Below are 25679 nucleotides of genomic sequence, written 5' to 3'. Positions count from 1 at the left end.
CATATGTACGCTTGCGGGCGGCGTCGCAAAAGGCGGGCGATTCATGCCTTTTGGATGGACTGATGGGCGTGCGAAGTGCGCCGTCCACCCCGAAATGCCGGGCTATGATTCCCGTCTCCGGGGGGAACATTTGTGCGACCAATCCTCTCGGGCGTTCATGCACCACGGAGGGGAAAACCAGACATGCCATTCGGGCACCGGACACGAACAGGCCGCATCCTGCGGACCGCGGGCGCTCTGCTCGCGGGCGCGGTGATCGCCGGCACGGGGGCAGTATCCGCACTGGCACACAGCCCGTCTCCCGCACCGACCGCCACGGCGGCGACGGCAGGGAAGACGGCACCCGGCCCCACCGCCGCGCCGGGCCGGCGGTCCGAGGCCGGCACCACGCCGAGCCCGTCCCTGACCAGGGCGGTCGGTAAGGTCAGGCCGACACGGACGTCGACGCCGGGCCCGAATCCCACACGGCCGCGGAAGGCGGCCCCGAAGGCCACGCCGACCCCTGTGGCGCCGCTCCCCGCGAACCCCGCGAAGTGGACGCGCGCCCAGGTCGAGCAGTTCTGGACGCCGGCCCGCATGGCGGCCGCCACGGACGCCATGGCGGTCGCCGACACGCCGAAGTCCGCCGTTCGCGAAGGCATGCTGCGCTCGCAGATCGCCGCGGGCCCGGCCGGCGAGCACTTCGGGGGCGTCGCCACCATCGGCGTCCTCTTCGGCATCAACACCGACCTCAGCCTGCACGCCTGCACGGCCAGCGCGGTGGACAGCCCCGCCGGCAACCTGATCGTCACGGCCGGCCACTGCAACCCGCGCGCCGGCAGCGCGTTCGTGCCGCAGTACACCAAGGGCAAGGCCCCGGCCGCCCAGCCGTACGGCATGTGGCCGATCGAGCGCGGCTTCGTCGACGCCCGCCGCACCAGCGAGGGCCCGAACTCGGACCTCGACTTCGCCTTCGCCCGGGTGCAGCCGAACGCCCGGGGCCAGCAGCTGAAGACGGCCGTCGGGGGCGCCAACGTCCTCAAGCGCGCCACCAGTTACACCCAGAAGGTGACCATCATCGGTTACCCGAAGAAGCAGTACGACGCCAACGACACGGCCATCCGCTGCTCGCCCATCACCTCGCAGCTGCCCGGGTACGACCAGATGCAGATGACCTGCGACGGCTACTTCGGCGGCGTGTCGGGCAGCGCCTGGATGACCGACTTCAACGGCAGGACCGGCAACATCATCGGCATCCTGGGCGGCCTCGGCGAGGGCGGCCCGAACGACCACCTGTCGTACGCGGTGATGGCCCACGACGAGATGTTCAAGCTGTACGACGACGCCGTCGCCAACCGCGACCCTGTCCGCTCCGCCTACCGGCAGCCGTCCCTGCCGTTCTCCCTGGGCAGCGGCGACACCTGGACCCACGCCAAGCTCCTCGCCTCCGGCGAGTACACCGGCGACCCCTACTCGGACCTCATCGTGGTCTGGACCGACGGCGAGGTCACCCTCTACACGGGCAACGGGGCGAACGGTTTCAGCCGCGAGACCCGGCTGCGCGCCGCGAACGCCGAGTGGAAGGACGCCGTGACGATGACCGGCGGCGACTTCTCCGCGGGCGCCCGGTCCGACCTCCTCGTGCGCTGGGCCGGCGGCGAAGTGACCCTGTACAGCGACGTCACGCCCGCCGGCATGGGCGCGCAGACCCAGCTCGCGGCCATGGGCTCGGTGTGGAAGTACGCGGACCAGATCATCGGCGGCCGGTTCGGCACCGCCGGCCTCACCACCGACCTGGTCGTCCGCTGGTCCGACGGCGAGACCACCCTGTACACCGACACCAGCACCGCGGGCTTCGGCACCGAGCACCAGCTGCGGGCTCCCAGCGACGCCTGGCGGAACGCCACCCTGCTGACGGCCGGCGACTTCACCGGGAACGACAACTGGGACGTCACGATCCGCTGGTCCGACGGCCGGCTCGACCTGTACCGCGACATCAGCCCGGCCGGCATCGGCACGCAGAAGCAGATCGCCCCGGCGAACGAACTGTGGACCCACGACCTCGCGATGACCGCGGGCAGCTACAACACCAACGGCCACCCCGACGATCTGATCGTCCGCTGGTCCGACGGTGAGACCACCCTCTACGCCGACACAGGCGACAACCTGGGCACCGAGTACCAGCTCGTCGCGCCCAAGGCGTAACCCCTCGGCCTGCGGGCCGGAGGCAGAGGCGAAGGCCCGGGTCGGGAGACCCGGGCCTTCGTCGTACGGGCCGTCGTACGGGCCGTCGTACGGGCCGTCGTACGGGCCGTGGTGCGGGCCGTGGTGCGGGCCGTGGTGCGGGCCGTGGTGCGGCCCCTCCCGTGGCCGTTCCCTGCCCGTGCCCCGCGGTTCCGCGCCTGGCCCGCGCCCGCGCGCCGGACGGGCGCAGTGCTCCGGCGGGGAATCGGGCTGTCGTGCGAGCGCTCCTTCTGGAGCGGGAAGCGGGCCCGAACAGGCCCTCCAGGGGCGGCGGGTGCGGGCTAGCGTGGGGAGCCGGTGATCAAATGCTGGGCCCCCGCGGCCCCGCGACCCACGTACCGAGGACGACGATGTCCGGACTCCGCACACCCGCGGCGCGCGCCGACCGCCGAGAAGGCGGGCGGCGCGGCCGCGTTCCTTCCCGCCCCCGGCTCCGCCTCCGCGGCCAGCTGGTCCGGGCCGCGGTGCTGCCCACGCTGGCCGCCGGGCTCAGCGGCGCGGCCGCGGTGATCTTCAGCCTCCAGCTGGGCGGTTCGCGCGCCGACGCCCGGCTGTGGCCGGTGCTCACCGGGTGCGGGCTGCTGTTCGGTGCGGCCCTGTGGGCGGCGGTGCTCGGCGCGCAGCGCGGGGCGCGGACCGTACAGGAACGGTGCGAGGCGCTGCGGCGGTCCAGTGCGCGGGGGCGGCAGGAGTTCAGGGCCGCGGCCGAGCGGGTCGAACGGGGTGAGCCGCTGCCGGTGCGCCGGGCGGTCCTGCCCGGCCGGGGCGGCGACGAGTTCGACCTGCTGTCGCAGGAGCTGCGGCTGGCCCGGGAGCAGGCGCACGCCGTACTCGGGCGCAGTGCCGTGCCGGGCGGTCGCAGCGACAGCGAGCAGAAGGTGGAGGTCTTCGTGAACCTCGCGCGCCGGCTGCAGTCGCTGGTGCACCGGGAGATCCGGCTGCTCGACGGGCTGGAGGACACCGTCGAGGATCCCGACCTGCTCAGAGAGCTCTTCCACGTGGACCACCTGGCCACCCGGATCCGGCGGCACGCGGAGAACCTGGCCGTGCTCGGCGGGGCCGCGTCCCGCCGGCAGTGGACCCGGCCCATCGACATCAGCGAGGTGCTGCGCTCCTCGGTCGCCGAGGTCGAGCAGTACACGCGGGTCAAGGTGGTGCCCCCGGCGGCCGGCAGCGTACGCGGCCACGCCGTCGCGGACGTCGTCCACCTGCTCGCCGAACTCGTCGAGAACGCCACGGTGTTCTCCGCCCCCGACACCGATGTGCTGCTGCGCGCGGAACGGGTGACCGCGGGCATCGCCATCGAGGTCGAGGACCGCGGACTCGGCATGCCGTCCGAGGAACAGCACCGTATGAACGCGCTGCTCGGCGACCCCGACCAGGTCAGCGTGCGGCGGCTGCTGCACGACGGCCGGATCGGCCTGTACGTCGTCTCGGCCCTGGCCCGGCGCCACGGCATCGCGGTCGAGCTGAAGTCGAACATCTACGGGGGAGTGCTGGCGGTGCTCGTCCTCCCGCAGGAACTGCTGGGCGCCGAACCGGCCGAACAGGCCGGGGCCGCCGGTTCGGCGGGGGAGGCCGGGCCCGTCCCGGCAGCCGCAGGGGTACCCGCGCCCGCGCCGACGACCGCGCCCGTACCCGCACCGGCAACCGCGCCCGCACCGGCAACCGCGCCCGCACCGGCGCCCGCAGCGGCATCCGTACCGGCACGGGCACCGGCTTGGGCACAGGTACCGGCACCGGCACCGGCTTCGGCACCCGCTTCGGTGGGCAGCCCGGCCGGGACGGCGCTGGGCGCACCGGAGGGCGCCGGGAACCCGGTGACCTCCGCGTCCTTCCTCGCGCCCGTACGGGTGGCCCCGGCGGAGCAGCGGGCGGTGCCGGGGTGGGCCGCGGTGCCGCAGCCCGCCGGGCCGCCGGCGCCCGTCGCGGACCCGCGGGCACCACTGCCCCGCCGCACCGCGCCCGCCGCGGACCCGGAGCGGCCGCCGCTGCCCCGGCGCACCGTCCGGCAGCACGCCGTACCGGAGCCGAAGGGACCACCGGCCGCCCGCGCCGCCGGCGCCGAGACACCGGTGCACGATCCCGGGCTGATGGCGGCCTTCCAGCGCGGCTTCGGACTGGCGCAGGCGGCCGAGTCCGAGCCCCGGAGCTGACCCCCGGCCCCGCCCGCAGGCGAGCCCCCGTACGCCAACCGACCGCACGCGAACGAACCGCACGCGAACCCCCGGCAAGGAGCACAACCCCATGGCCAGCGAAGTGCCGACCAGTCAGCTGTCCGATCTCGACTGGCTGTTGAGCGGCCTCGTCCAGCGCGTCCCCTACACCCGCAGCGCGGTCCTGCTCACCGCCGACGGGCTCGTCACCTGCATGCACGGCCTCGACGCGGACAGCGCGGACCACATGGCCGCCCTGGCCTGCGGGCTGTACTCGCTCGGCCGCAGCGCCGGAGCCCGGTTCGCGGACGGGGCGGAGGTGCGGCAGGTGGTCGTCGAACTGGACTCGGCGCTGGTGTTCGTGTCCGCCGCCGGCTCCGGGACCTGTCTCGCGGTGCTCGCCGACCGAGAGGCCGACGCCGGTGTGCTCGGGTACGAGATGGCGATGCTGGTCAAGAGCGTACGGCCGTACCTCGCGGCGCCGCCGCGGCAGCCGGCCGGCGCCCCCGGAGCGCCGTAGCGGTGCGGACGTACCTCGCCGCGCACGACATGCCCTGGCTCGACGACTCGGCGGGGCGGCTGATGCGCCCGTACACGGCGAGCGGCGGCCGGACCCGGCCCAGCGCCGTCCTGGACCTGCTGTCGCTGATGACCGCCACCGGGGTGCGGCCGAAGGCGCCGCTCGGACCGGACCACGCGCACGCGCTGAGGCTGTGCGCGGGCCCCGCCCACGTGTCGGTCGCGGAGATCGCCGCGCAGCTGCGGCTCCCCGCGGTCGTCACCAAGGTGCTGCTGTGCGACCTGCTGGACTGCGGGGCGGTACGGGCACTGGCCCCGCGCTTCCCGGTCGGGCCCGGCCTCGCGGCCGACGACCAGTCCCTTCTGCGGGCGGTGCTCGATGGCCTGCGACGAAGGCTGTGAGACCGCGGCCGCCGACCTCCCCGCTCTCCTCCCCGCCACCCTGAAGATCCTGGTGGCGGGCGGCTTCGGGGCGGGCAAGACCACCTTCGTCGGAGCGGTCAGCGAGATCGAGCCGCTCAGCACGGAGGAGCTGCTGAGCGGGCTCGGGGCGGACGAGCACCCGACGGCCGGCGTCGACGGGAAGACGTCGACGACCGTCGCGCTCGACTTCGGCCGGATCACCCTCGACAACGGGCACGTGCTCTACCTGTTCGGGACGCCGGGGCAGCAGCGCTTCTGGTTCCTGTGGGAGGAGCTGAGCGCGGGCGCGCTGGGCGCGGTGGTGCTCGCCGACACGAGACGGCTCGAGGACTGCTTTCCGGCCGTCGACTTCTTCGAGCAGCGGGGGATCGCCTTCATCGTGGCCGTCAACGAGTTCCACGGCAGCCACCGCTACACGGCCGAGGAGGTGCGGGACGCGGTCGGGCTGCCGGCAGGGGTGCCGGTCGTCCGCTGCGACGCGCGGGAGCAGGCGTCGGGCACCAGGGCGCTGGCCGCCCTCGTCGCCCACCTGCTGGCGGCCGCAACGGTTTCCGAACAGGGGGTATCGCCGACATGACCTACTACGAATCGACCGGGCACCTGCTGCTCACCCCGGTGGACCGGGAGGCGCCGGCGCGCGCCGAGCGGCTGCGCGCGCTGGGCCTGGGGGAGCGGGCCGACGCCGAGTTCGACGCCTTCGCCCGCCGGATCGCCGACACCGCGCGCACCCCGTACGCGGCGGTCAACTTCATCGACCAGGACCGGCAGTTCTTCGCCGGGCTCTACCACCGCCCCGACGCCCCGGCCGGCGCGTACACCGGCCGGCTGCTCGCCCGCGACCACGGCTACTGCCCGCACGTGGTGGTGCGGCGCCGTGCCCTGGTGCTGGAGGACGTACGGGACTTCGCGCGCTTCGCGCCGAACGCCGTCGTGGACGAGAGCGGGGTGCGGTCCTACCTGGGCGCCCCGCTGACCGACCGGCAGGGCTTCGTCCTGGGCACGGTGTGCGCGGTGGACCTGGAACCACGGCGGTGGGGGCGCGCCGGCCTCGACACCATCAAGGAGCTGGCCGCCGAGCTGATGAACGTGATCCACGGGCGGGAGGACGGGACGGCCCACACCCCGCCCGGCCGGACCCAGCCCGACCAGGCCCCGCCCGGGCAGGCCCCGCGCGGCCAGGCCCCGCCCGGCTAGGGCGGTGACCGGCTAGGCGCCCGGCAGGAAGGCGGTGATCCGGTCGCGGAGGCCGGCCGGGTCCAGTCCGTGCGCTGCCGTGTGCTCGGCGATGGTGCCGTAGCGGCGGAGCTCCGCGCGGCCCACGCCGAGGCCCAGGACCCGGTGCGGGACGTGTGCGAGCGCGTCGGCGGCCGCCCGGGTCGAGGTCCCGGCGAGATAGGGCTCGACCAGCACGACGTCGGCGCCCGTGCCCCGGGCCACGGCCGCGCGCAGCGCCGCGTCGTCGAAGGGCCGCACGGTGCTCGCGTACAGCACGCTCACGTCGAGCCCCTCGGTCGCGGCGAGCACGTGGTCGAGGAGCGGTCCGACGGCCACGACCACGCCGGCGCGCCCCTCCCGCACGGTCGTGAACCGCAGCCCGTCCACGGGCTGCGCGGCCCGGTTCGACTGCTGCGAGAGCCGTACGTAGACCTTGTCGTCGCCGGCGGCGTACGCGTGCCGCAGCAGCGCCTCGGCCTCGTCGGGGTGCCCGGGCACGTGCACGGTCCAGCCGTCGAGCGTGTCGAGGAGCGCCACGTCACCGGGGGACATGTGCGTGAACCCGCCCGCCGGCCAGTCGTACGAGGCGCTCGCGCTGACCAGGACGCCCCCGACGCCCTGGTGCCCGAAGTCCAGCTTGACCTGCTCGAACGGCCGCTCGACCAGGAAACTCGCGAAGGTGTGCAGGACGGGCCGCAGCCCGGCGAGGGCCAGTCCGCCGCCGACCCCGAGGAGCAGTTGCTCGCGGATGCCGACATTGATCACCCGGTCCGGGTGGCGGTCCTGTACGGGCCGGAAGCCGTCCATGCTGATCTCGGCCAGTGCCAGCGCCAGCCGGGGGTCCTCGTCCAGCAGTCGCGAGGTCACCGCGACGAACCTCTCACGCATCGTGTCCATGTCGTCCGCCCCTTTTGTTCGTTCGCTTGATCGGTTGGATCGATCGGTTGGTTGGTTGATTGGTCGGTCTGATCGGATCGCCTGCTCGGCGAGGGTGTGGTCAGCGCTTCTTCTCCACCCGGGCGACCACCGCGTGCGGGCGGCCCGGGTGGGGTGCGGTGAAGGCGGCGAGGAGCGCCTCGTGGTCCCGGCCGTCCACGGTCGCGGCGGACCAGCCGGCCGCCTCGAAGCGGGAGGCGATGCCGCCGCGCCAGCCGTGGGTGGTGGAGTCGTTGTCGATCACCACGGTGTGCAGGCGGTCCAGACCGGCCGCCCCCGCGTAGGCGAGGGCCTCGTGGTTGCTGCCCTCGTCGAGCTCGGCGTCGCCGATGAGCACCCACACGGCGGGGTCGGTCAGCCCCTGGGCCCGCAGCCCGAGCGCACTCCCGACGGCGAGCGGCAGCCCGTGCCCGAGGGATCCGCTGCCGATCTCGACACCGGGGACGAGCAGCCGGTCCGGGTGGTGGCCGAGCGGCGAGTCGTAACCGCCGAAGGTCTCCAGCCACTCCACGGGGAAGAACCCCTTGGCGGCGAGGACGGCGTAGTAGGCCATCGGGCCGTGTCCCTTGGACAGCAGGAAACGGTCCCGCCCGGGCGCGTCCGCCGATCCGGGGCCCACGCGCAGCACCCGGTCGTAGAGCACCCACAGCACGTCGAGGGTGGAGGTGGCGGCGGGCCCGTGCTTCTCGTCCCCGGTCATCAGCCCCATGAGCGGCCCGAGGTCCTGGTAACCGTACGTCGCGTGCGCTGTCGTCTGCGTCATGCCCCCAGCGTGCAACCTCAAGCAAGCTTGAGGTCAACCCCCGTCCGGAAAGGCGCGCGCAAGCACCCCGAGAAGTGCGGTATCGTTCTCCTGCGCGTTCAACCCGGGGGAAACCCCAGGTCAACGGGCATCGGGACGTGGCGCAGCTTGGTAGCGCACTTGACTGGGGGTCAAGGGGTCGCAGGTTCAAATCCTGTCGTCCCGACTAGAGGTTCGCCTCGTAGTCGCAGATCAGAGCCCTGTCTCACTTCGGTGAGGCAGGGCTTCTGTATGTTCTCTGGGGCGGTCGTGTCACATTTCGTCACAGACCTGGTAGATCTTCCTCAGCCGGAGAGCAGCTCCCCAAGCTTGTCCGAAACGGCCTTGAGGCTCTGCGGGTCGGGGTGCACGTAGACCCGCTTGGTGAAGGACAGATCGCTGTGGCCCGCCCACGCGGAAACCACGGTGTCAGGCACGCCGTTGTTGGACATCCAGGAGAGACACGCGTGGCGAGCGTCGTAGAGGCGCACCTTGCGAACACCGGCCTCGGCCATGAGCCGGGTGGTCATCGGAACGCTTCGTAGGTCTCTCCTGAAATGCTCTCCAAACCAACCAGTCCAGAACGAGTAACTGGGAGGATGGAAGTGAAATAGCTGGGCCTGGGGTTGAACAAAGCGCGTGTCCAGTAGCTGCTCTTGTGCTGGTGCTTAGGGTCCGCGACCTCGCGGGCTGCACCAAGAGCGTCCTCCAGCGCAGTCAGCCACGAAATGGCTTCCCGCAAACCGGCGCGTCGCGTTTCACATGCTCGATTGGTCTCCGCGAGGCTCTCGCAAAGAGACTCGTACTTACTCCGGAAGTCTTCGCTATCCCAAACATCTTCGTCCCACTCACGGTACTGTGGCTCGGTGCGCTGCCTGCTCACCTTCTTGGTTCGGATAGGTGTGCAATCGAGCTCCCCGGCCACGGCCTTCGAGTCATCACCTGAGTGAACGGGTCAAACCCGTTTACGTGTTCATTCATATCTACAGAGCGCAGAGATCCGGCGTTTCTTGGGAGAAATATATAGAGGCACTTACGCACGCCTATTGCCAACCCGAGAGCTTACTCAGCGACGCTTCACAGCGACTGAGTAGATCTCTTGCGCCGTCTTGGTCGTGCCGTCCCGGCCCTGGTACTCCCGGTCATGGATGTAGCCCACGACCTCGCTCTCATTCCCCTTCACCAGTTCGCCAGCCTCCAGGCGCTTCTTCAGCGCGGCCGCACGATCGTTGAAGGCGGGACGTCGTGCCACTTGGTCGTGCCGTCGTCGAGGTGGACGGCCAGGGGAAACTTGGCGACGAGCTTGCCGGCCGCGGTTTCGCGGACAGTGGGGGTGCGTCCGATCCGGCCGACGAGCTTTACCCGCTGGCGGTCGGCCACTGTGGGTTCCCGAGCTGCGTCATCCGGAGGGGTATCGACTTGCGGTAGTGCATCAGCGACGACACGAACGCTGGCGGTCTCGGGTGTAGGGCTACCAACGCGCTGGATCATCGGCCGTTCGTCCGGGAAGGCCCCGAACATACGGGCCGGCTTCTCTGGTGGCTTGGCTGCGTTGACCGGGGAAGGTGGTAAGGACTCAAGAGCCTCGGCCGGCGTGCTCACGGCCTCGCGGCTGGTGATGATCCGCCCGGTGTCCTCGATGTCCTGGGGAAGACCGTCGACAGCGACAGGGCCTGTGTCGAGCTGGTACCCCATGGTCAAACCGCCGGTGGGGCTCAGAGACACCGTGGAGTGTTCGTGCTCGGAATCCTTCTGGAGGAAGACGATTCCCTCGTCCTCGACTCTTGGGAGCATGCCCCCGAGCAGCTCGATACGAGCACTTTTGGTGGTAATGCGGGAGACGCCGCTCTCAGGGAGGTGTCGAGGCTCAGGAAACTGCCGTTGCTGCGTACCTGAAAGTGCTGGCCCTCGCCGTAAGCGGGATCAGTGACCTCTTGGGCCTGGGTGCCGAGTGCCTTCGCAAAGGCTACCTGGTCAAACTCTTTTGCTGGTTGTTCTCGTTCTGCCATATGAGGACGGATTATAAGCGGGAGCAACGGCAAAAGATGTAAGGAGGATTACAAGTTCTTGTCCGGCCTCAGAACTTCTCCTGCTTGTTCCTCGATCTCGGAAACAGGAGAAATCTCCGCGAAAAGATCGACGAGTACGTTCTCCTGCCTCTGTTGCTCGCCAGCAGATAGTTCTACGAATGCTTGCGAGCCTGAGACTGCGGCCAGAAGACCACCAGGTGGGCCTGCGGTGTCCGCATAGTATGCATTGTGCAAGAACATCGAGTCGCTATTTACTAGCTCCACGATTCCTCGGGAGGTTCCCGGAGTGAAATCTGCTTTACTCAAAACCTTCCTCCGTCTCCCCCTCAACGCGCAGGCACTTGATGTTATTCGTTCGGAAGTCATCCTTTTTAAGTCTAGTGGGTGGTAGATGAATTGTCAACCATTGCGATTCAAATCCTTCGTGTATGAACGAACGCGCGTGATGAAGATGGCAAGGAGAAATGAGAAATTGAATATGGAGACACAGGTAAGAGTGAACCACCAGCCATTAAACTCATGCAGCCCTTGACCGAAGAAGGAAAGATTCCAGGGCGGCCAGTCAAGGTGGGGGGATAGCGCGTATAGTAGCGCGCTGGCGACGGAAAGAACTGAAACGGTGAAAAGGCCGAGGCGTGAGATCAGAGGGGCTCGCAGGATGCTGTCTCTGTCTGAGGTGAAGCCGAGCCAGGACGGAACAACAGCAAGGAAGGCGAGGAGGAAGGCGGGGAACGTTGGAAGGCTGGAAGGGGAAATGTAATGAGGGTAGAACCAGGTGAAGGCGCCGACGAGAAAAGCGATCGCCCCAGACAGTAGGACTGTCGCACCAAGAACGCCAGGTGGGACTTCCATGAACTCAATTGTGGTACCTATCCTGGCTCTTTGGTCGGTGAATAGAGAGAATCTTCGTAGATATAGATGGGCGTAAGGCAGACCCGAAGGTTCCTCAGTGCGGATCTGTGGGTAGTCGGCAGCGCCTGCCGGGATTTCATTTCTGAGAATTCGCTCATTCGCGCCGATGGTCATTAGGTAAGTGGCCGTAACGTACTCGCCTGCTTCTCCTTCGAGCCTAAAGTGGTAGCTTGACGCTCTGAATGGCCATTCGAGCGGCAGGCTTACCTTGTCCGGCCGTGCCCCGAGTAGCACACGACGAAGATGCCCTTTTGTCGTTGGCGGCCCGAGCTCCCGAAGGAGTGGCACAGTTCGACTGCACTCGACTATCGTATGGCCATTCTGACTCTTTGCTTCGGTTATCAATACGTAGTGGCCGGCGAGCAATGTGCAGAGGCGCTTCAGTGTTTCATGCAAGATCGTCTCGGGCATGCCAGGTGTAAGGTGCGTGCGGGACGCAAGTCGATCAAGAATGCGTTCCACCTGTCGCTCACGGAGCATTCCAGTTCTCCACGCGCATTCTGAAACTAGCCGCTGTGCAGCTTGTGCAGTGATACTGCCAGAAGCTGGCCGGCCCTGAAAATAGGCCAAGCGCAGAAGTTGATCAACGAGCACAGATAGAATTGCCTTCGTTTTTATCTGAGGTAGGACGGGTAGCGGTTTCTTATCTCGGTCCCTTATTGTGAAATTCGATACTAGGGCTCCTTTTTCGACCCAAATGGTGGGAAATAGGAATCGTGTCTCGCTGGCTCCGTAAGGCGTCGCTATGTGAACTGATGTATTGATAGTGAGCGTGAGATGCTGAATCTCGACATCCTCAAATACTCGCTCGATGTAGGTGTCGGAGCCCGTGAGCAGGTCGCGAAGGAATCCGAGTATGGGGAGCCCTTCTTGTGTGCCGTACTCGGATTTCAGTGCTACTCGGGTTGCGTCCCGAGCGGCTATGGAAATCTCTGGATGAATGGGCTCTCCCGGAGATCGATCAATGCGGACGAGACTGTGGCGTGCCTTTAGGCTGCGAATCAAGAGCCAAGTAGTACCGACGATGATTACGGGGCAGGCAGTCCGTCGTATCAACAGGGCATTTTCGTCAGATACTCCCAGAGTGCTTGCTGCGACATCGTCGACTACGGCAACCGCAATTATGAAAGCTAGTGTGAGGGTCAGAACCGCTGCTGTCGCAAAAAGGCAATGCTTCTTCATGGGGTGCCTCGCTGCGGCGGCCCGTAAGCCGCGGAATCACTAGTTGCCTCGGCGATAGTCGACTTAAGAGTCGTAAACGAGACGGCCAGTCAGGTGAGGCATTAGTGAGCTGCTGGTGTCCCACTACCACTCTGGGGTGTCTCCCCAGCAATAGGAGGTGTCTGTCCGCTGATTGCGGCCAAGGCCGATTGGGCTGTATTCGACGCTGCCCTGATGCCGAAGTATGCCGTGGTGATGGAAGTTATCGCCGTAAACGCGCTGGTGAGAATGGCAACTGCCTCGGGACCTGCTCCGACGTGCAGCGCAACCAGAATCGCACCTATGGCGACACCTGCATCACCGATAAGGACCACGAGTAGGCCAGCCCAGGCCCGTGTGGTTTGGATTGTCTTGATGTGATCGCTGCTCAGCATCGATCCTCCAGCGGCATTGGTAGCAGCCAAACTACATAGCCTGCACCCCGTGAAGTTGCAACGCGTTACTCCCAGGCTTGCACGACAGAGCGCAACGCACATCTCGGCAAGATGAGAAGCACAGGGTCGGCCCTGCGAGCCGTTGCAACGCTTGGCCCTCTGGATCTTTCCGCTGCTCAGGAGACCCGCCCCCGCTAGACGGCCTTGACCGTATGCACCCCAAATGTCAGTGGCGCGGTGGAAGATGTCCCGGTGACAGAAGTCCCTTCGGCACCTGAGTCCGAACCTCCACCGAACCCCGACCATGCCTGGAAGGCCCTTGGCTTGGTCATCGATTGGATCAAGCACGCCGAAGCCAAGGCCGGAGCCACCCTGGCGGCCGCCGGCGTCACTGGCGGCGTGCTCTACAACCTCGTCAAGGACGCCAGCACCCCTTCCAGCTGGCTGATCGCAAGCGCCCTCGTGTGTGCCCTCGCCGTCTTGGGTGCCGGACTCTGCGCCAGCATGGTTCTCTGGCCGCGCCTGAGGATGAAGGAAGACCCAACCAGCCTGCTGTACTTCCACCACATCGCCCGCGGCCATGCCGCTGGCGACACCTACGCCACGTCGCTGGTCGCTTTGACCAAGGACATGGAGGCACTCGTCACCGAGATCGCCAGCCAGAGCTGGGCGAACTCGCGGGTTGCCCACGACAAGTACATGTGGGGCGGCCGAGCGATACGCCTTCTGCTGTGCGCCCTCATCCTTCTGTCTGTAACCGCAGGTCTTCGCGTGATCGACTAGCAAGGGGGAAACCTTGGACAGTAACTACAAGCTCTACGATCACGTGGCCAGTGCCAGTCGCATCAAGGAGTATCTAACCGGAGCCCAGGGAAACTACGAGGAAGTAGACACGCTTCCCGACCGGGACAAGCTGACCTTCACCAACGGGTTCTATGCCAACTGCTCCGCGATCTTCGTCGACATCCGTGGGTCCTCCCAGTTGCCTACCCACTACAAGCGGCCTCGGTTGGCGCGGATCTACCGAGCCTATATCTCCGAGCTCGTCGCGATCTTCAACGGAAGTGTGCTGACACGCGAGGTCAACATCGCAGGCGACGCTGCCTGGGCCGTCGTCAACACCCCGTCGAAGCCCAACATCGACGCCGTGTTCGCCATGGGGTACATGGCGAACTCGATGGCCAAGCTGATGAACTACCACATGAAGAAGGCCAACTACGAGGTACCGATCAAGATCGGTGTTGGCATGTCCTACGGCCGCGCCCTCATGGTCAAGGCGGGCTACAGCGGAAGCGGTATCAATGACGTCGTCTACATGGGTGACGTAGTCAATGAAGCAGCCAAGCTCGCCAATCACGGGAACAGTCAGTGGCACATCCCGGCGCTCGTCGCTTCAGAGGACTTCCACTACAACCTGAACAAGGATAACCAAGCCTTCTTCAAGAAGGACCACTCGCGAGGCTGCTACACCGCGGACGTGGTGCATACAGGGATGGAGGATTGGTTCCAGGCGAACTGCACCTAGTGTGCAGTGATCGCCACTAAACTTGCCGCCAGCCCGTGCCGGACTGGAGTGCGCGGGATAGGCCCTGGTGCCCCGCCTCGCGGGACGCAGTACGACTGGGGCCGCGCTGCCCCGGGTGGCTCGTGTGGTCATCCCGGGGCATACCTCTCAGCGGGCATGTAGATCCATGAGGCAGGCGCTTGCCGCTCCATGATCAAAGTGTCAACTGCCGTCGTACCCGACCTCTGGGGGTTCCTGGTGACCTCAGGCGGTAATCAGCAGCTGGTTGCCGGCTCAGCGCTCACTCTGAACCGGAAAAGATCTCGGACACCGGCAAGTAACAGTGTCCCGTCTGGCTGGCGTGGCCCTTCTTGCGGTCCAGCAGGTCGTCCAGCCTGATGCGCTGGTCGAGAACGGCCATGAAGTCGCTGCCGTCCATCGTGATGAAGGGCGTGCTGTAGCTGTAGACCGCCAGGGCATCCTTGCTGTAGCCGCTCATGCTGACGTAGAGCCCGAGCGTGTTCTTGCCCTTGCGCTCGATGTTGGCCTTGAATACGTCGAGCTCCCTGCGGCCAATGGCCTCCTTCCACCACTTGGCTTCGAGCACGTAGTGGTCCGTGTTGAAGGAGAAGGCGCCATCGATCTGCTCGTAGTCCAGGTTGTAGGAGGCCCGCGGCTCCAGGTCGTAGAGCGCAAAGAGCTCGTTGATGAAGCCCTCGAAGGCGGTGCCCCGCTTGTGTGGGTCGCCGGCCGAGTGCATCACGAGGAACCGCTGCTTCAGCTCCTCGTGGGACTGGGCGAACGCCCGTCCGTCTTGCGCCTTCTTGGCGCTCTCCGTGATGGCAGCGGCATGGGCCTCGCGCTCTTGGATGACCTCTTGTTGCTTGGCCGTCCAGCGACGCAACTCCGTCACAGCCCCCGCGGCCTTGGCCACCATCTCGTCAGCATCGACCTGGTTCATCAGGTTCGGGAAGGTGTCCATGGCGGTGATGTCGAGCATCAGCGCGATGGTCAGGTCAAGGTAGCGAGCTTCGTTGGCTCGCAAGAGGTTGACTACCTGTCCGGACACTTCGCGTTTGGTGGCCCCGAAGTCCAGCCGTGCCAACAGCTCGCTGTGGTCCTGGAACATCCCCCGGAGGTACAGCTCAAACGGCTTCTTGTTCCAGAAGATCAGCGTTAGGGCCTCAATGAGAGCCAGGTACGCGCTTGGGTTGATCGTCTTCTTGCGAGCACCGTTGTGCATCCGTCCCCCTCCTGTGGGCCACCACTCACGGTCACCGACCTGTAACGGTAGCGCGCCGCGGGCTGATGATCTGCCCCTAAGACAGATCCAATCCCCAGTCCGGGATGGGCGATGGCGACACCGCCGGTGATCTAAGAGAAACCGCCTTCCTGCGTGCCGAAGGCCTGGAGGATCAGGCGCCCTCGTGGGGCATCGCCCGACATACGTCAAACCCGAGTCGTGACGGTCTGGCCCGCTCTAGCCTGGGGACATGCCTGATGTACCCAATGCTCACGCGAGCCGGAACCAGCAGCGGCTGACAACCCAACCGCCAGCCCAGCTGTCCATCAGCACGTCGACGCTGTCACTCAGCTCGACTCGCACGCACAGGGCGATGCGCTCATCCACCTGGCCGAGGTGGTAGCGAGCACCGGCGCCTTGGCAGCGGCCGTGAGCACCGTAGCCAAGGCGAAGATCGAGAAGCGGGCAGACGTACGTACGGCCGAGATCGAGGCGGAGACGAGACGCCTGGAGATCGAAGCTGAGACCAGGCGCACCCAGATCCAGGAGTCCGCCGAGACCCGGCGTGAGCGAATCCGCCAGCAGAACGGGCAGCCGGCGATCGCCCCCTCCGCACCGGCCCCGCCGACCGCCTGACACATGCCGACCGTGTCACCAATTTGTCACGCACCCCAGCCCGCACCCCAGGAGACAACCCGCTGACCTGGACGTTTCCCCGACCGTGTGGACTGGATGGACGGTGGGGACTGGGCGTCAGCTTCTGGGGGTCAAGGGGTCGCAGGTTCAAATCCTGTCGTCCCGACCATGCTTTACGCAGGTCGGAGGTCGTTCTCTCATCCATGGGAGAACGGCCTTTTCCATGCCGGGGCCCCGAGCCGGCCGGCAGTGGGATGCGGGGGGCCTCAGGCCGGGGAGCTACCGGCTGGGTCGTGAATTCGCGTTCACGGAGGCGAGATCAGTGTGCTGTGGTGGAAGCCGAGGCGTGGGTCGTGCCACCGGGGGAGGCCGTCGACGTACTGGCGGAGTTCGGGCATGCGCACCCGCTGACGGACGGTGTTGGTGGGGTAGTCGTAGATCGTGATGGTGTTGAGCCCTCGGTTGGCGGTGAACAGCAGGGTCTGGTCGGCGGAGAGCTGGCAGGCGTAGACCGAGTCGAGCAGGGTCCCGCGCGAGATCCGCAACGCCGCGAGGAAGTGCCTGCTGCTCGCGGTGGGCGACCCGCGGGTGAAGGCGTCGGTCACCTGGTGGAGGGATTGCCGGCCGGCGAGGAGCTGCTCGGGCAGGTCGGGGCGTTCGTCGATGATCCGGTGGGTGGAGAAGTCGTCCAGGTCGATCATGACGATGGTGCCGCTGCCGCCGTTGCAGTAGATCAGTTCACGGTCGGAGACGCAGACGTCGGAGTTGATGTGTGCCGGGGTCTCTCGGGGGGCCGTCCAGTGGCGCAGGACCTGGCCGTGTGCGGCGTCGATCTCGAAGACGTATTCCTTGAGGTAGGCCATGGCCCATTCGTGCCAGTCGTGTCCTTCCTGGGGCAGGACGCGGAAGGACAGGGCGTAGAACCGGTCCTCGCGGGGGTGGACGGCCACGTGCCAGCAGGTGGCGGGTAGGTCGACGCGGCGGGCCGTGCCGGTGTGCAGGTCGAAGATGCCGACCTCGCGGGCCTCGCCGCGGCCGGGGTGGTCCATGCCGCCGTAGACGAGGTAACGGCCGGAGGCCGTGGTCTTCATGGCGTGGGGCAGCTTCAGCGCGTGCGGGCCCAGTCGCTCCGGACGGCCGAGCTTGTCGACGTCGAACCGCCACAGGTGCTCGCCGACCGCGCCGACGACGTCCCGGTTTCCCAGCCAGGCGATGTGGGTGGTGCCTTTGATGGACGAGTCGGTGGGCTCGATCCGCAAGGTGGACAGGCGGTCGGTCTCGGTGAGGGTCGCGGTGTCGTAGAAGAGCAGGTGCTGGCCGGTGTTGCCGAGGAATCCGAGCGCCTGGTCCGGGCTGACGCTGACGGCGTGGCCGCCGGCGATGCCGTCGTAGTAGTCGATCTTGTACGCGTACCGGCCGGTGGCGGGGTCGTAGCGGAAGACGCAGACGCCCGCGCGGCCTTCCAGGCCGTTGAGACCATTGCCGTCGAGGGCGATGTGGAAGGCGTACGGGTACTCGTGTGGCTGGGTGGCCGACGGGATCAACGGGGCTGCCTTTCGGGCCTGAAGTGGCGGAAGCCGGAACTGTCGGTGTACTCCGGCCGGGCGGGCCGCCGCAGGGCCGCGGGGGTCAGCGGCTCGGCCACCCGGACTACGGCGTCCCACAGCGAGGAGGCGGCGCGGGCTGGCTCCTCGACCGGCACGGCACTGCCCTGCCCGTGTGCCGCGATGGTGTTCAGGGTGGTGAGGAAGGACCTGCGGTAGGCGTCCTCGACCAGGGCGCGCCGGAACGCGGACCACAGGACGGGGGTGATCGCCTGCCAGATCGGTGGGAGGGCGAACTGCTGATAGGCGCTGATGGTCACTCTGGTGCCGCCCGCGGTCCGGGCGAAGGACACCGAGCCGTCGTCCTGTAGCGCGGAGCCGTTCGCGCTGTGGACCTGCCGCCAGCGCATCAGCTGCTCGTCCGGGCCGTAGCCGATGGTCTCCAGCTTGCAGACGTCGAGTACGTCGGCGCCGGACAGCGCGAGATAGGCGGGCTGGGCACGGCTGATGCTGCGCTCGAGCTGCCGAATCGGCCTGCCGGCCTCGTCCCGTGCCCGGACGTCCGTACTGCCGTCGAGGTAGCCGCAGGTCAGGCCGATCACCCGGCTGATGTCGAGGGACGTGGTGAAGTCATCGAACCGGGTGGGCACTTCCCTCTCGCAGCGGAACATGACGACGTCGTCCAGATAGCGCCACCGCATCCCGTCCGCGTCTGGGGGGACGGCCGCGATCAGCTGGTCCAGCGGTTTCAGATGGCCGGCCACCGCCTCGAACTCGGCCGGCCCGAAAGCCAGTGCATCGACGCCGAGCGTGTCGCCGCCGTACGGTCCGCGGCGTCATCCGGGCGGATCCGAAGGGCGGTCGCCAACTCCGCCGTCTGGTCGACGACCGTCAGCACACTTCGCAGCGCCGCTCCGGCCAGGGGGATGTTGGGCATGCCTCCGCCCTACCCGGCGCCACCACCTTCCATACCGGCCGCGCCTACGGCCGGGCGCACGTGGTCGACCGTTACGTGTCCGATGTGGGGGCGGAGCCCCGTGCCGGGGGCGGTGATGGGGAAAACGCTTGGACGGTGTGGGAGTCGGCGCGGGACACTGCGATTCCGGTTCACCGGGTCCACCGGTGCCGCGAGGCGCACGTGGCCAGCCGGCACACGACACCACGGGGTGGTGCGATGGGAACGTCAGAATCACCCGGGAGTCCTCCGGGCAGGGGGCCGGTGCTCCTGGCACTTCGTTACTACGGTGGGGAGTTGGCCCGACACCGGCGCTGGGCGGCGCCCGGGATGCTGCTGCCCGCACTGGGGAACATCGGCATCAACTACATCGCGCCGCTGATCGTCGCCAAGCTCGTCGGACACATCGCCGACGGCTCGGGGGGAGGCTCGGGTTCGGGCTCCGGTATCGGCGTCGGCATCGGCTCGACGCTGCCGTACCTCCTCGGCTTCGCCGGCGTCCTGCTGCTCTCCGAGGCGCTGTGGCGCGTCGGACTGCACTGCCTCAACCGCATCGACGCCCTCGGCATCGAGCACCTGTACGTGGTCGGCATGGACGAACTGTTCGCCAAGGACGCCGTGTTCTTCCACCGCAACTTCGCCGGGTCGCTCACCAAGCGGGTGCTGAGCTTCGCCTCCCGCTTCGAGGATTTCGTCGACTCCCTGACCTTCTCCGTCGTGGGCAAGGTCGTACCGCTGATCTTCGGATCCGTGGTGCTGTGGCTCTACGAACCCCTGCTCGTCGTCGGCCTGTTGGCGATGATCGTCCTGACGGGCCTGTGCGCGGCGCCGCTCATCCGCCGCCGCCAGAAGCTCGTCGCCCAGCGCGAAGCGGCGATCGCCCGGGTGTCGGGCCACGTCGCCGACAGCCTCATGAACATGGACACGGTCCGGGCGTTCGCCGCGGAGGAGCGCGAGGCCGCCGAACACCGGTCCCGCGTCGCGGAGTCGAGGCGCCTCATGCTCCGCTCGTGGGACTACGGAAACCTGCGCATCGACACGCTCGTCGCGCCGATGTCCGTGCTGACCAACGCACTCGGGCTGCTGCTCGCCGTCGCGCTCGGCGGCGGCGAGCAGGGCGTGGAGGAGGTCGTCGTCGCCTTCACCTACTACGCCAACGCGACCCGGATCATGTTCGAGTTCAATCAGATCTACCGCCGTCTGGAGAGCTCGATGACGGAGGCCGCGCAGTTCACCGAACTGCTGCTGACGCCGGCGACCGTGCTCGACCCGCCGGTGCCGGAACCGCTGCCGGCCGGCCCCGCCGACGTCCGCTTCGAGTGCGTGACCTTCGCCCACGCCGGCGGGAAGCCGCTGTTCGAGTCCCTCGACCTGGCCGTGCCCAGCGGGGCCAAGGTCGGACTCGTCGGCCGCTCCGGCGGCGGCAAGACCACGCTCACCCGGCTGCTGCTGCGGATGACGGACATCGACGCCGGCCGGATCCTGATCGGCGGCCGGGACATCAGCCGGATGTCCCAGACCGACCTGCGCAGCCTGATCGCGTACGTGCCGCAGGACCCGGCGATGTTCCACCGGACCCTGCGGGACAACATCGCCTTCGCCCGGCCGGACGCCACCGACGCCGAGATCCGCCGCGCCGCCGAGGCCGCGCACGTCACGGAGTTCGCAGACGCGCTCGCGGACGGCTTCGACACCATGGTGGGCGAGCGCGGCGTCAAGCTGTCCGGCGGACAGCGCCAGCGGGTCGCCCTCGCCCGGGCGATCCTGCGCGACGCGCCGATCCTGCTGCTGGACGAGGCGACCAGCGCCCTGGACTCGGAGAGCGAGATCCTCGTCCAGGAAGCGCTGTGGCGTCTCATGGAAGGCCGGACGGCCCTCGTCGTGGCGCACCGCCTGAGTACGGTCGCCACCATGGACCGGCTGGTCGTCCTCGACCGCGGACGGATCGTCGAGGAGGGCAGCCACCGGGAACTGCTCGCCGCGGAAGGCGCCTACGCGAAGCTGTGGCAGCACCAGTCCGGCGGCTTCCTCGACGACACGCCCCGAACGGTCCAGCCGGATCTGACGTGACGCCAATCGCTCGCGCCCGGGGGAGGGTTGCGGCTGGACCGCCTTGGCCATCCGATCGGGCGGCGGGAACGGCACCCGGCCGGTTCGGGGCGTACGGGGCCGCAGGGGCGCCGGGTGTGCAACAGGTCAGGGGGGCGTCAGAGTTGGCGGCTCCGGCGTCAGAAGACCGTCAGTAGAGCCGCCTGCTGTTCGATCGCGGGAGTTCCATGTGAGGGACGGACGGGACGACGAGCAGGAGGGCGGATCGGTGCGAGCACGAGTCGTGGTGGGTACGGGCGGTTCCCTGGGCAGTCTTGCGGCCCTGCACCGGGCGGCGGTCGAGGCCCGCGCCCGGGATGCCGAGCTGTGGGCGGTACTGGCGTGGCAGCCGCCCGGCGGCGGGCTCGGCAGCCGGAACCCTTGCGGGATGGCGGGCCTCGAAGGGTGCCGGGTGGCCGCGGCGGACCAGCTGCGGGAGGCGCTCGACACGGCGTTCGGCGGGTACCGGCCGGGGCTGGTGCCGGTCGCGCTGACCGTACGGGGTACCCCCGGCGCGGCGCTCGTCGACTGCGTGCGCGATCCGGACGACCTGATCGTGGTGGGGACCGGCAGGCGCGGGGGGCTGTTCGGGGCGCTGCGGCCGTCTGTGGCGCGGTACTGCATGGCGCACGCGCCGAGTCCGGTTCTGGCGGTGCCGCCGAGTCCCTTGCAGGCCGATCTCGCGGCCGTGCGGCGGCGCAATGCGTGGCGCGTGCCGTTGGGGGTGGGGGACGTCGTGAGGTGAGCGGGGTCTGGGCGGGGCCCACGGGCAACCCGGCTCCGCCGGGTACCGGGATCCGCCCGGACCCGCGCCTCAAACGCCGGCGGGGCTGAGTGGGTGCCGGGGCTGGGTGCGCGCCGGGGCGGACGGCGGGGCTGGGTGGGCGCCTGGTCGGGTGGCGGGGCTGACGGTCAAGTGGGGTTTGGGGTGGGGGGTCGGGCGGGCAGGGTGGGGCCTGAGGCTGGCGGGCGACGTTATCGGGAGCAGGCATGGCAGCGAAGATCCTCATCGTGACCGGCGACGCGGCGGAGTCGCTCGAAGTCCTCTACCCGTACCAGCGGCTGCGCGAGGAAGGGTACGAGGTCCACATCGCGGCCCCCTCGCGCAAGAAACTGCGGTTCGTCGTGCACGACTTCGAGGACGGCTTCGACACGTACACCGAGAAGCCCGGCTACACCTGGCCGGCCGACCTGGCCTTCGCGGAGGTCGACCCGGAGCAGTACGCGGCCCTGGTCATCCCTGGCGGCCGGGCGCCGGAGTACCTGCGCAACGACCCCGAGGTGCGCCGGATCCTGACCGCCTTCGGGGCGTCGGACAAGCCGGTCGCGCAGATCTGCCACGGGCCCCTGCTGACGGCCGCCGTGGACGGGCTGCGCGGCCGCCGGGTCACCGCGTACCCGGCGCTGGAGCTCGACATGAAGGCCGCCGGCGCCACGTTCGAGGACGCCGAGGCGGTCGTCGACGGCACCCTCGTGTCGGCCCGTGCCTGGCCCGACCACTCCGCCTGGATGCGCGAGTTCCTGACCGTACTGCGGTCCAAGGCGCCGCAGGGCTGACCCGGTCACGGCGCGGCGGACCGTCCGCGCCACCCCCGCCCGAGCCGGCGAAACCGTCCCGGTCACGGCACTAGGGTGGCGCGCATGCAGCACTACACCATTGGACAGGCCGCCAGGCTCCTCGGCGTCAGCCCCGACACGGCCCGCCGCTGGGCGGATGCCGGGCGGGTGGCGACGCACCGGGAGGACTCGGGGCGCCGGCTGATCGACGGCCGTGACCTGGCGGCGTTCGCCGTGGAACTGGCCCAGGGCGGCGCGGCCGCCGGTCAGGACGAGGACGTGCCGGAGCGGACCTCGGTGCGCAACGCCTTCGCGGGCATCGTGACGGCGGTGAAGCTCGGCGACGTCGCCGCCCAGGTCGAGATCCAGGCGGGCCCGCACCGGCTGGTCTCGCTGCTGACGCGCGAGGCGGTGGAGGAGCTGGGCCTGGAGGTCGGCATGCAGGCGACGGCTCGGGTGAAGTCCACGAGCGTGCACGTCGACCTCTCCTGAGCGGGCGGTACGGGCGGGCTCCGGGGCGGCGTCCGGGGTGCCCGGTGGCGAGGTGGGGCCGAGGGCGGGCGGTGGGGTCCCGTGCACGGCCGCCATGCCCGATGATGTTCGGGTCGTCGCATCGTGCCGGCGGATCCATGCCGGATCCGCACCCTGATGTGTCCCTGATCCAGTCCGCCCCTGCCCGTGTGTCGCCCGAGCCCGCCGGAGTCCGCATGTCCCGCACCAGCAGCCTCACCCCCGCACGCATATCCGGCCGTGGTCGCGGTCCGGCTCGCGCCCGCGGCGTCCTCGCGGCGGCCGCGGCGGCAGCCGTGGTGCTGCTGGCCGCTGGCCCGGCGGCCGCGCACGTCGAGGTCGAGGCGGAGGGGGCCCGCGCCCTGGGGGAGAACGTGACGATCGGCTTCGAGGCCGAATCGGAGTCCGACAGCGCGGGCATCGCCGCCCTGCGGATCGTGCTCCCCAAGGGCATCAGGCCCGCCGACGTCACCTACGGGAAGGGCCCCAAGGGCTGGCAGTTCGTCGAGGAGGCCGACGGTTACACGGTGAAGGGGCCGGCCCTGCCGGTCGGCGAGAGCGCCGCGTTCTCGGTGACCGTACGGCAGCTGCCCGACGCGAAGGAGTTGGCCTTCAAGACGCTCCAGACGTACGGGGACGGGCGGGTGGACCGCTGGATCGAGCTGGGGACGGGCAACGGGAACCCGGCGCCGGTCCTGAAGCTCCGGGCCGCGCTGCCGGGCGCGAAGAGCGTACGGCCGATCAGCCCCGGCGGCCGCGCGCCGTCCGCGGCGTCGTCGGCGCCCGCGTCCGCGTCGGTCGCGCCCGCACCCGCGCCCGCCGCGACCGGTTCCGCTTCCCCGGGCGTGCGGGGTACGGCGACGGAGTCGGACGAGGGGCTGTCCGCGGGCGCGTGGGCCGGGATCGCGGCCGCCGTGGTGGCGGTCGTGGGCGCCGCGGTGATCTTCGGCCGCCGCCGACGCCGCGAGGGCGGCAGCTGACCCGTCCCGCTCCCGCGCCGTCCCCGCGCCGTCACGCCGGCGGGCCGCTCCCGCGCCGCGACGTTCCCGCGCCGCGACAGCCCCGCGGCTCGACGACTTCCGCCCCCCGTCCCGTACCCGTACGGCGTTCTCGTTTCGCGTCAGGCAGGGACCGCGTACAGCGCCGACAGGGCGGGCAGGCGCCGGGCCAGCTCCGCCGTGTCGTCGAAGTCGAAGTCCCAGGCCGGATCGAGCGCGGGGTACCGGATCGTGCACGTGCCGGCCGGCAGGTCGGTGCCGGTCCGGGCCCGGTGGGCGTGCCAGACCAGGGCCAGGGCCTGCTCGCACTCCAGCTCCTCGCCGGCGCGGGCCGCGCCGCGGACCTCCGGCAGCGCGGCGAGCGCGTCCGGGTCGGCGAGCACCCGGTCGAACACCTCCTGGCCCTGGAGGATCAGCCAGCCGCGGAAGTAGTCGAAGCCGTCGTCCGAGCAGCCGCCGTTGATCAGGTACGCGGCGGCCCACAGCGGGCTGCGGTACGAGTCGGCGAGCAGGTCCCACAGGGTCTGCTGGGCGGCCTTCATCTCGGCCACCGGCAGTACGGCGAGCAGCGCCGACGCGCGCCCGGCTATCGCCTCGCCGGCGGCGCCGTCCGGCTCCTGGGCGCGCGCCTCTTCGATCAGCTTCCAGAACTGTTCCTTGTTCATGGCGCAGAGCGTGGCACACGGGTCTGACAAAGACCGGTAGCCGGCGGGCCGTTCCGGCCGCGAGCCGCTGCTGCCTGCCGCGCGGCGGGCACGGCAGGCAGCAGCGGCAGGCAGCAGCGGCAGGCAGCAAGGCAGGCGGCGGCAGGAAGTACGCCGGGCGGCACGGCAAACGGGCGCGTCAGCTCCCGCTGTCGCGGAACGCCGTCAGGATCTGTTCGGCGGCCAGAGTGGCCGTCAGTTCGCCGTCCCGGACGCGCTGTTCGAGGTCGGGGGCGACCGCGCGCACCGCCGGGTCGGAGCGCAGCCGCTCCAGGAGCTCGTCGCGGACCATCGACCAGGTCCACTCGATCTGCTGGTCGCGCCGCTTGGCGGCGAGCCGCCCCGTCGAGTCCAGCACCGCGCGGTGCTGCTCCAGCCGCTCCCAGACCACGTCGAGGCCGACGGACTCGCGGGCGCTGCACGTCAGCACCGGAGGGGTCCACGAGGCGTCCGCCGGGTGCATCAGCCGCAGTGCGCCCGAGAGTTCGCGGGCCGCCGTACGGGCCTCCCGCTCGTGCGGGCCGTCCGCCTTGTTAACGGCGAGGACGTCGGCGAGTTCCAGCACGCCCTTCTTGATGCCCTGCAACTGGTCGCCCGTACGGGCCAGGGTGAGCAGCAGGAAGGAGTCGACCATGCCCGCGACCGTGGTCTCGGACTGGCCGACGCCGACCGTCTCCACCAGGACGACGTCGTACCCGGCGGCCTCCATGACCACCATCGACTCGCGGGTGGCCTTGGCGACGCCGCCCAGCGTGCCCGCGGACGGCGAGGGCCGCACGAAGGCCGCCGGGTCCACCGACAGGCGCTCCATGCGGGTCTTGTCACCCAGGATCGAGCCGCCGGTGCGGGTCGACGACGGGTCGACGGCGAGCACCGCCACCCGGTGGCCGAGCCCGGTCAGCAGCGTGCCGAACGCGTCGATGAAGGTGGACTTGCCCACCCCGGGGACGCCGCTGATGCCGATCCGGCGGGCCGTGCCGGAGTGCGGGAGCAGCTCCGTCAACAGCCGTTGCGCGAGCACCCGGTGGTCGGGGCGGGTGGACTCGACGAGGGTGATGGCGCGCGCGATGTGCGCCCGCTTCCCGTCGAGCACCCCCTTCACGTAGGCGTCGATGTCGATCCTCGGTGGCATGCCCGGTGCCGCCCCCCG

24 protein-coding genes and 1 tRNA gene are annotated in these 25679 nt (G+C 69.1%); 15 read left to right on the top strand and 10 right to left on the bottom strand.

The features are described from left to right. Nucleotides 1-504: 504 nt before the first annotated feature. From OG764_RS07620 to OG764_RS07595, 6 genes are all read left to right on the top strand, one after another. Nucleotides 505-2184: a trypsin-like serine peptidase gene (locus OG764_RS07620; protein ID WP_328967630.1), complete on the top strand. Its 1680-nt coding sequence runs from the start codon at nt 505-507 to the stop codon at nt 2182-2184. A 389-nt stretch (nt 2185-2573) separates the two neighbouring features. Continuing rightward, nucleotides 2574-4379, top strand: a complete 1806-nt coding sequence (locus OG764_RS07615) for a sensor histidine kinase (protein ID WP_328967629.1) — start codon at nt 2574-2576, stop codon at nt 4377-4379. Between the two features lie 91 nt (nt 4380-4470). Next, nucleotides 4471-4899 (top strand): roadblock/LC7 domain-containing protein, encoded by a 429-nt coding sequence (locus OG764_RS07610; protein ID WP_328967628.1) that lies wholly within the window; start codon nt 4471-4473, stop codon nt 4897-4899. Nucleotides 4900-4928: 29 nt separating this feature from the next. Continuing rightward, a complete protein-coding gene (locus tag OG764_RS07605) occupies nt 4929-5300 on the top strand; it encodes a DUF742 domain-containing protein (RefSeq protein WP_328972910.1) in 372 nt (123 codons plus the stop codon). Next, complete coding sequence (locus OG764_RS07600) at nt 5278-5898, top strand: GTP-binding protein (RefSeq protein ID WP_328967627.1); 621 nt, start codon at nt 5278-5280, stop codon at nt 5896-5898. The genes OG764_RS07605 and OG764_RS07600 overlap by 23 nt, the downstream gene beginning before the upstream one ends. Continuing rightward, entirely contained in the window at nt 5895-6515 is a 621-nt protein-coding gene (locus tag OG764_RS07595; RefSeq protein WP_328967626.1) for a GAF domain-containing protein, read from the top strand. Before OG764_RS07600 ends, OG764_RS07595 begins: the two co-directional genes overlap by 4 nt. A 12-nt stretch (nt 6516-6527) precedes the next feature. Here the strand turns inward: OG764_RS07595 and OG764_RS07590 are convergent, their stop codons facing one another. Beyond that, on the bottom strand, nt 6528-7433 hold the full coding sequence (locus OG764_RS07590) for a transketolase family protein (protein ID WP_328967625.1): 906 nt from the start codon (nt 7431-7433) through the stop codon (nt 6528-6530). 100 nt (nt 7434-7533) lie between these two features. After that, complete coding sequence (locus OG764_RS07585; RefSeq protein ID WP_328967624.1) at nt 7534-8235, bottom strand: transketolase; 702 nt, start codon at nt 8233-8235, stop codon at nt 7534-7536. Nucleotides 8236-8366: 131 nt separating this feature from the next. Between OG764_RS07585 and OG764_RS07580 the strand changes: the two genes are divergently transcribed. Further along, nucleotides 8367-8440, top strand: a tRNA-Pro gene (locus tag OG764_RS07580). Nucleotides 8441-8558: 118 nt separating this feature from the next. Here OG764_RS07580 and OG764_RS07575 read toward each other — a convergent pair. The 3 genes from OG764_RS07575 to OG764_RS07565 all read right to left on the bottom strand — a co-directional run bounded on the left by OG764_RS07575 (nt 8559) and on the right by OG764_RS07565 (nt 12377). Continuing rightward, on the bottom strand, nt 8559-8783 hold the full coding sequence (locus OG764_RS07575; protein WP_328967623.1) for a tyrosine-type recombinase/integrase: 225 nt from the start codon (nt 8781-8783) through the stop codon (nt 8559-8561). A gap of 679 nt (nt 8784-9462) precedes the next feature. Continuing rightward, nucleotides 9463-9948 carry a hypothetical protein gene (locus OG764_RS07570; RefSeq protein WP_328967622.1) on the bottom strand — a complete coding sequence of 162 codons (486 nt, stop codon included), beginning with the start codon at nt 9946-9948 and terminating at the stop codon, nt 9463-9465. A gap of 734 nt (nt 9949-10682) precedes the next feature. After that, nucleotides 10683-12377, bottom strand: coding sequence for a hypothetical protein (locus OG764_RS07565; protein WP_328967621.1), 1695 nt, complete (start codon nt 12375-12377; stop codon nt 10683-10685). A gap of 650 nt (nt 12378-13027) precedes the next feature. Between OG764_RS07565 and OG764_RS07560 the strand changes: the two genes are divergently transcribed. Continuing rightward, entirely contained in the window at nt 13028-13573 is a 546-nt protein-coding gene (locus tag OG764_RS07560) for a Pycsar system effector family protein (protein WP_328967620.1), read from the top strand. A 13-nt stretch (nt 13574-13586) separates the two neighbouring features. Beyond that, the gene (locus tag OG764_RS07555) at nt 13587-14315 is read left to right on the top strand and encodes an adenylate/guanylate cyclase domain-containing protein (RefSeq protein ID WP_328967619.1); all 729 of its coding nucleotides are present in this window, start codon (nt 13587-13589) and stop codon (nt 14313-14315) included. A 280-nt stretch (nt 14316-14595) separates the two neighbouring features. Here the strand turns inward: OG764_RS07555 and OG764_RS07550 are convergent, their stop codons facing one another. Beyond that, nucleotides 14596-15537: a restriction endonuclease gene (locus tag OG764_RS07550; RefSeq protein ID WP_328967618.1), complete on the bottom strand. Its 942-nt coding sequence runs from the start codon at nt 15535-15537 to the stop codon at nt 14596-14598. Nucleotides 15538-15966: 429 nt separating this feature from the next. Here OG764_RS07550 and OG764_RS07545 point away from each other — a divergent pair, with 429 nt between their 5' ends. Further along, entirely contained in the window at nt 15967-16173 is a 207-nt protein-coding gene (locus tag OG764_RS07545; RefSeq protein ID WP_328967617.1) for a hypothetical protein, read from the top strand. A gap of 305 nt (nt 16174-16478) precedes the next feature. Here the strand turns inward: OG764_RS07545 and OG764_RS07540 are convergent, their stop codons facing one another. Further along, complete coding sequence (locus tag OG764_RS07540) at nt 16479-17717, bottom strand: hypothetical protein (RefSeq protein WP_328967616.1); 1239 nt, start codon at nt 17715-17717, stop codon at nt 16479-16481. Continuing rightward, a complete protein-coding gene (locus OG764_RS07535) occupies nt 17714-18481 on the bottom strand; it encodes a hypothetical protein (protein WP_328967615.1) in 768 nt (255 codons plus the stop codon). The genes OG764_RS07540 and OG764_RS07535 overlap by 4 nt, the downstream gene beginning before the upstream one ends. A 410-nt stretch (nt 18482-18891) precedes the next feature. On the opposite strand from OG764_RS07535, the gene OG764_RS07530 reads away from it, so the two are divergent. From OG764_RS07530 to OG764_RS07510, 5 genes are all read left to right on the top strand, one after another. Further along, the gene (locus OG764_RS07530) at nt 18892-20742 is read left to right on the top strand and encodes an ABC transporter ATP-binding protein (RefSeq protein WP_328967614.1); all 1851 of its coding nucleotides are present in this window, start codon (nt 18892-18894) and stop codon (nt 20740-20742) included. A 247-nt stretch (nt 20743-20989) separates the two neighbouring features. Then, nucleotides 20990-21505 (top strand): universal stress protein, encoded by a 516-nt coding sequence (locus tag OG764_RS07525; protein ID WP_328967613.1) that lies wholly within the window; start codon nt 20990-20992, stop codon nt 21503-21505. Nucleotides 21506-21750: 245 nt separating this feature from the next. After that, entirely contained in the window at nt 21751-22317 is a 567-nt protein-coding gene (locus OG764_RS07520; protein ID WP_328967612.1) for a DJ-1/PfpI family protein, read from the top strand. 84 nt (nt 22318-22401) lie between these two features. Continuing rightward, nucleotides 22402-22809 carry a TOBE domain-containing protein gene (locus OG764_RS07515; RefSeq protein ID WP_328967611.1) on the top strand — a complete coding sequence of 136 codons (408 nt, stop codon included), beginning with the start codon at nt 22402-22404 and terminating at the stop codon, nt 22807-22809. A gap of 215 nt (nt 22810-23024) precedes the next feature. Continuing rightward, entirely contained in the window at nt 23025-23807 is a 783-nt protein-coding gene (locus OG764_RS07510; RefSeq protein WP_328967610.1) for a DUF1775 domain-containing protein, read from the top strand. Between the two features lie 140 nt (nt 23808-23947). Here OG764_RS07510 and OG764_RS07505 read toward each other — a convergent pair whose 3' ends face one another. After that, nucleotides 23948-24490, bottom strand: a complete 543-nt coding sequence (locus tag OG764_RS07505; RefSeq protein ID WP_328967609.1) for a DUF4240 domain-containing protein — start codon at nt 24488-24490, stop codon at nt 23948-23950. A 178-nt stretch (nt 24491-24668) separates the two neighbouring features. After that, nucleotides 24669-25661: a methylmalonyl Co-A mutase-associated GTPase MeaB gene (gene meaB / locus OG764_RS07500; RefSeq protein ID WP_328967608.1), complete on the bottom strand. Its 993-nt coding sequence runs from the start codon at nt 25659-25661 to the stop codon at nt 24669-24671. Between the last annotated feature and the right edge of the window lie 18 nt (nt 25662-25679).

It is taken from the genome of Streptomyces sp. NBC_00239 (genome assembly GCF_036194065.1).
GTDB lineage: Bacteria > Actinomycetota > Actinomycetes > Streptomycetales > Streptomycetaceae > Streptomyces.
This window is presented reverse-complemented; position numbering and strand designations above follow the sequence as displayed.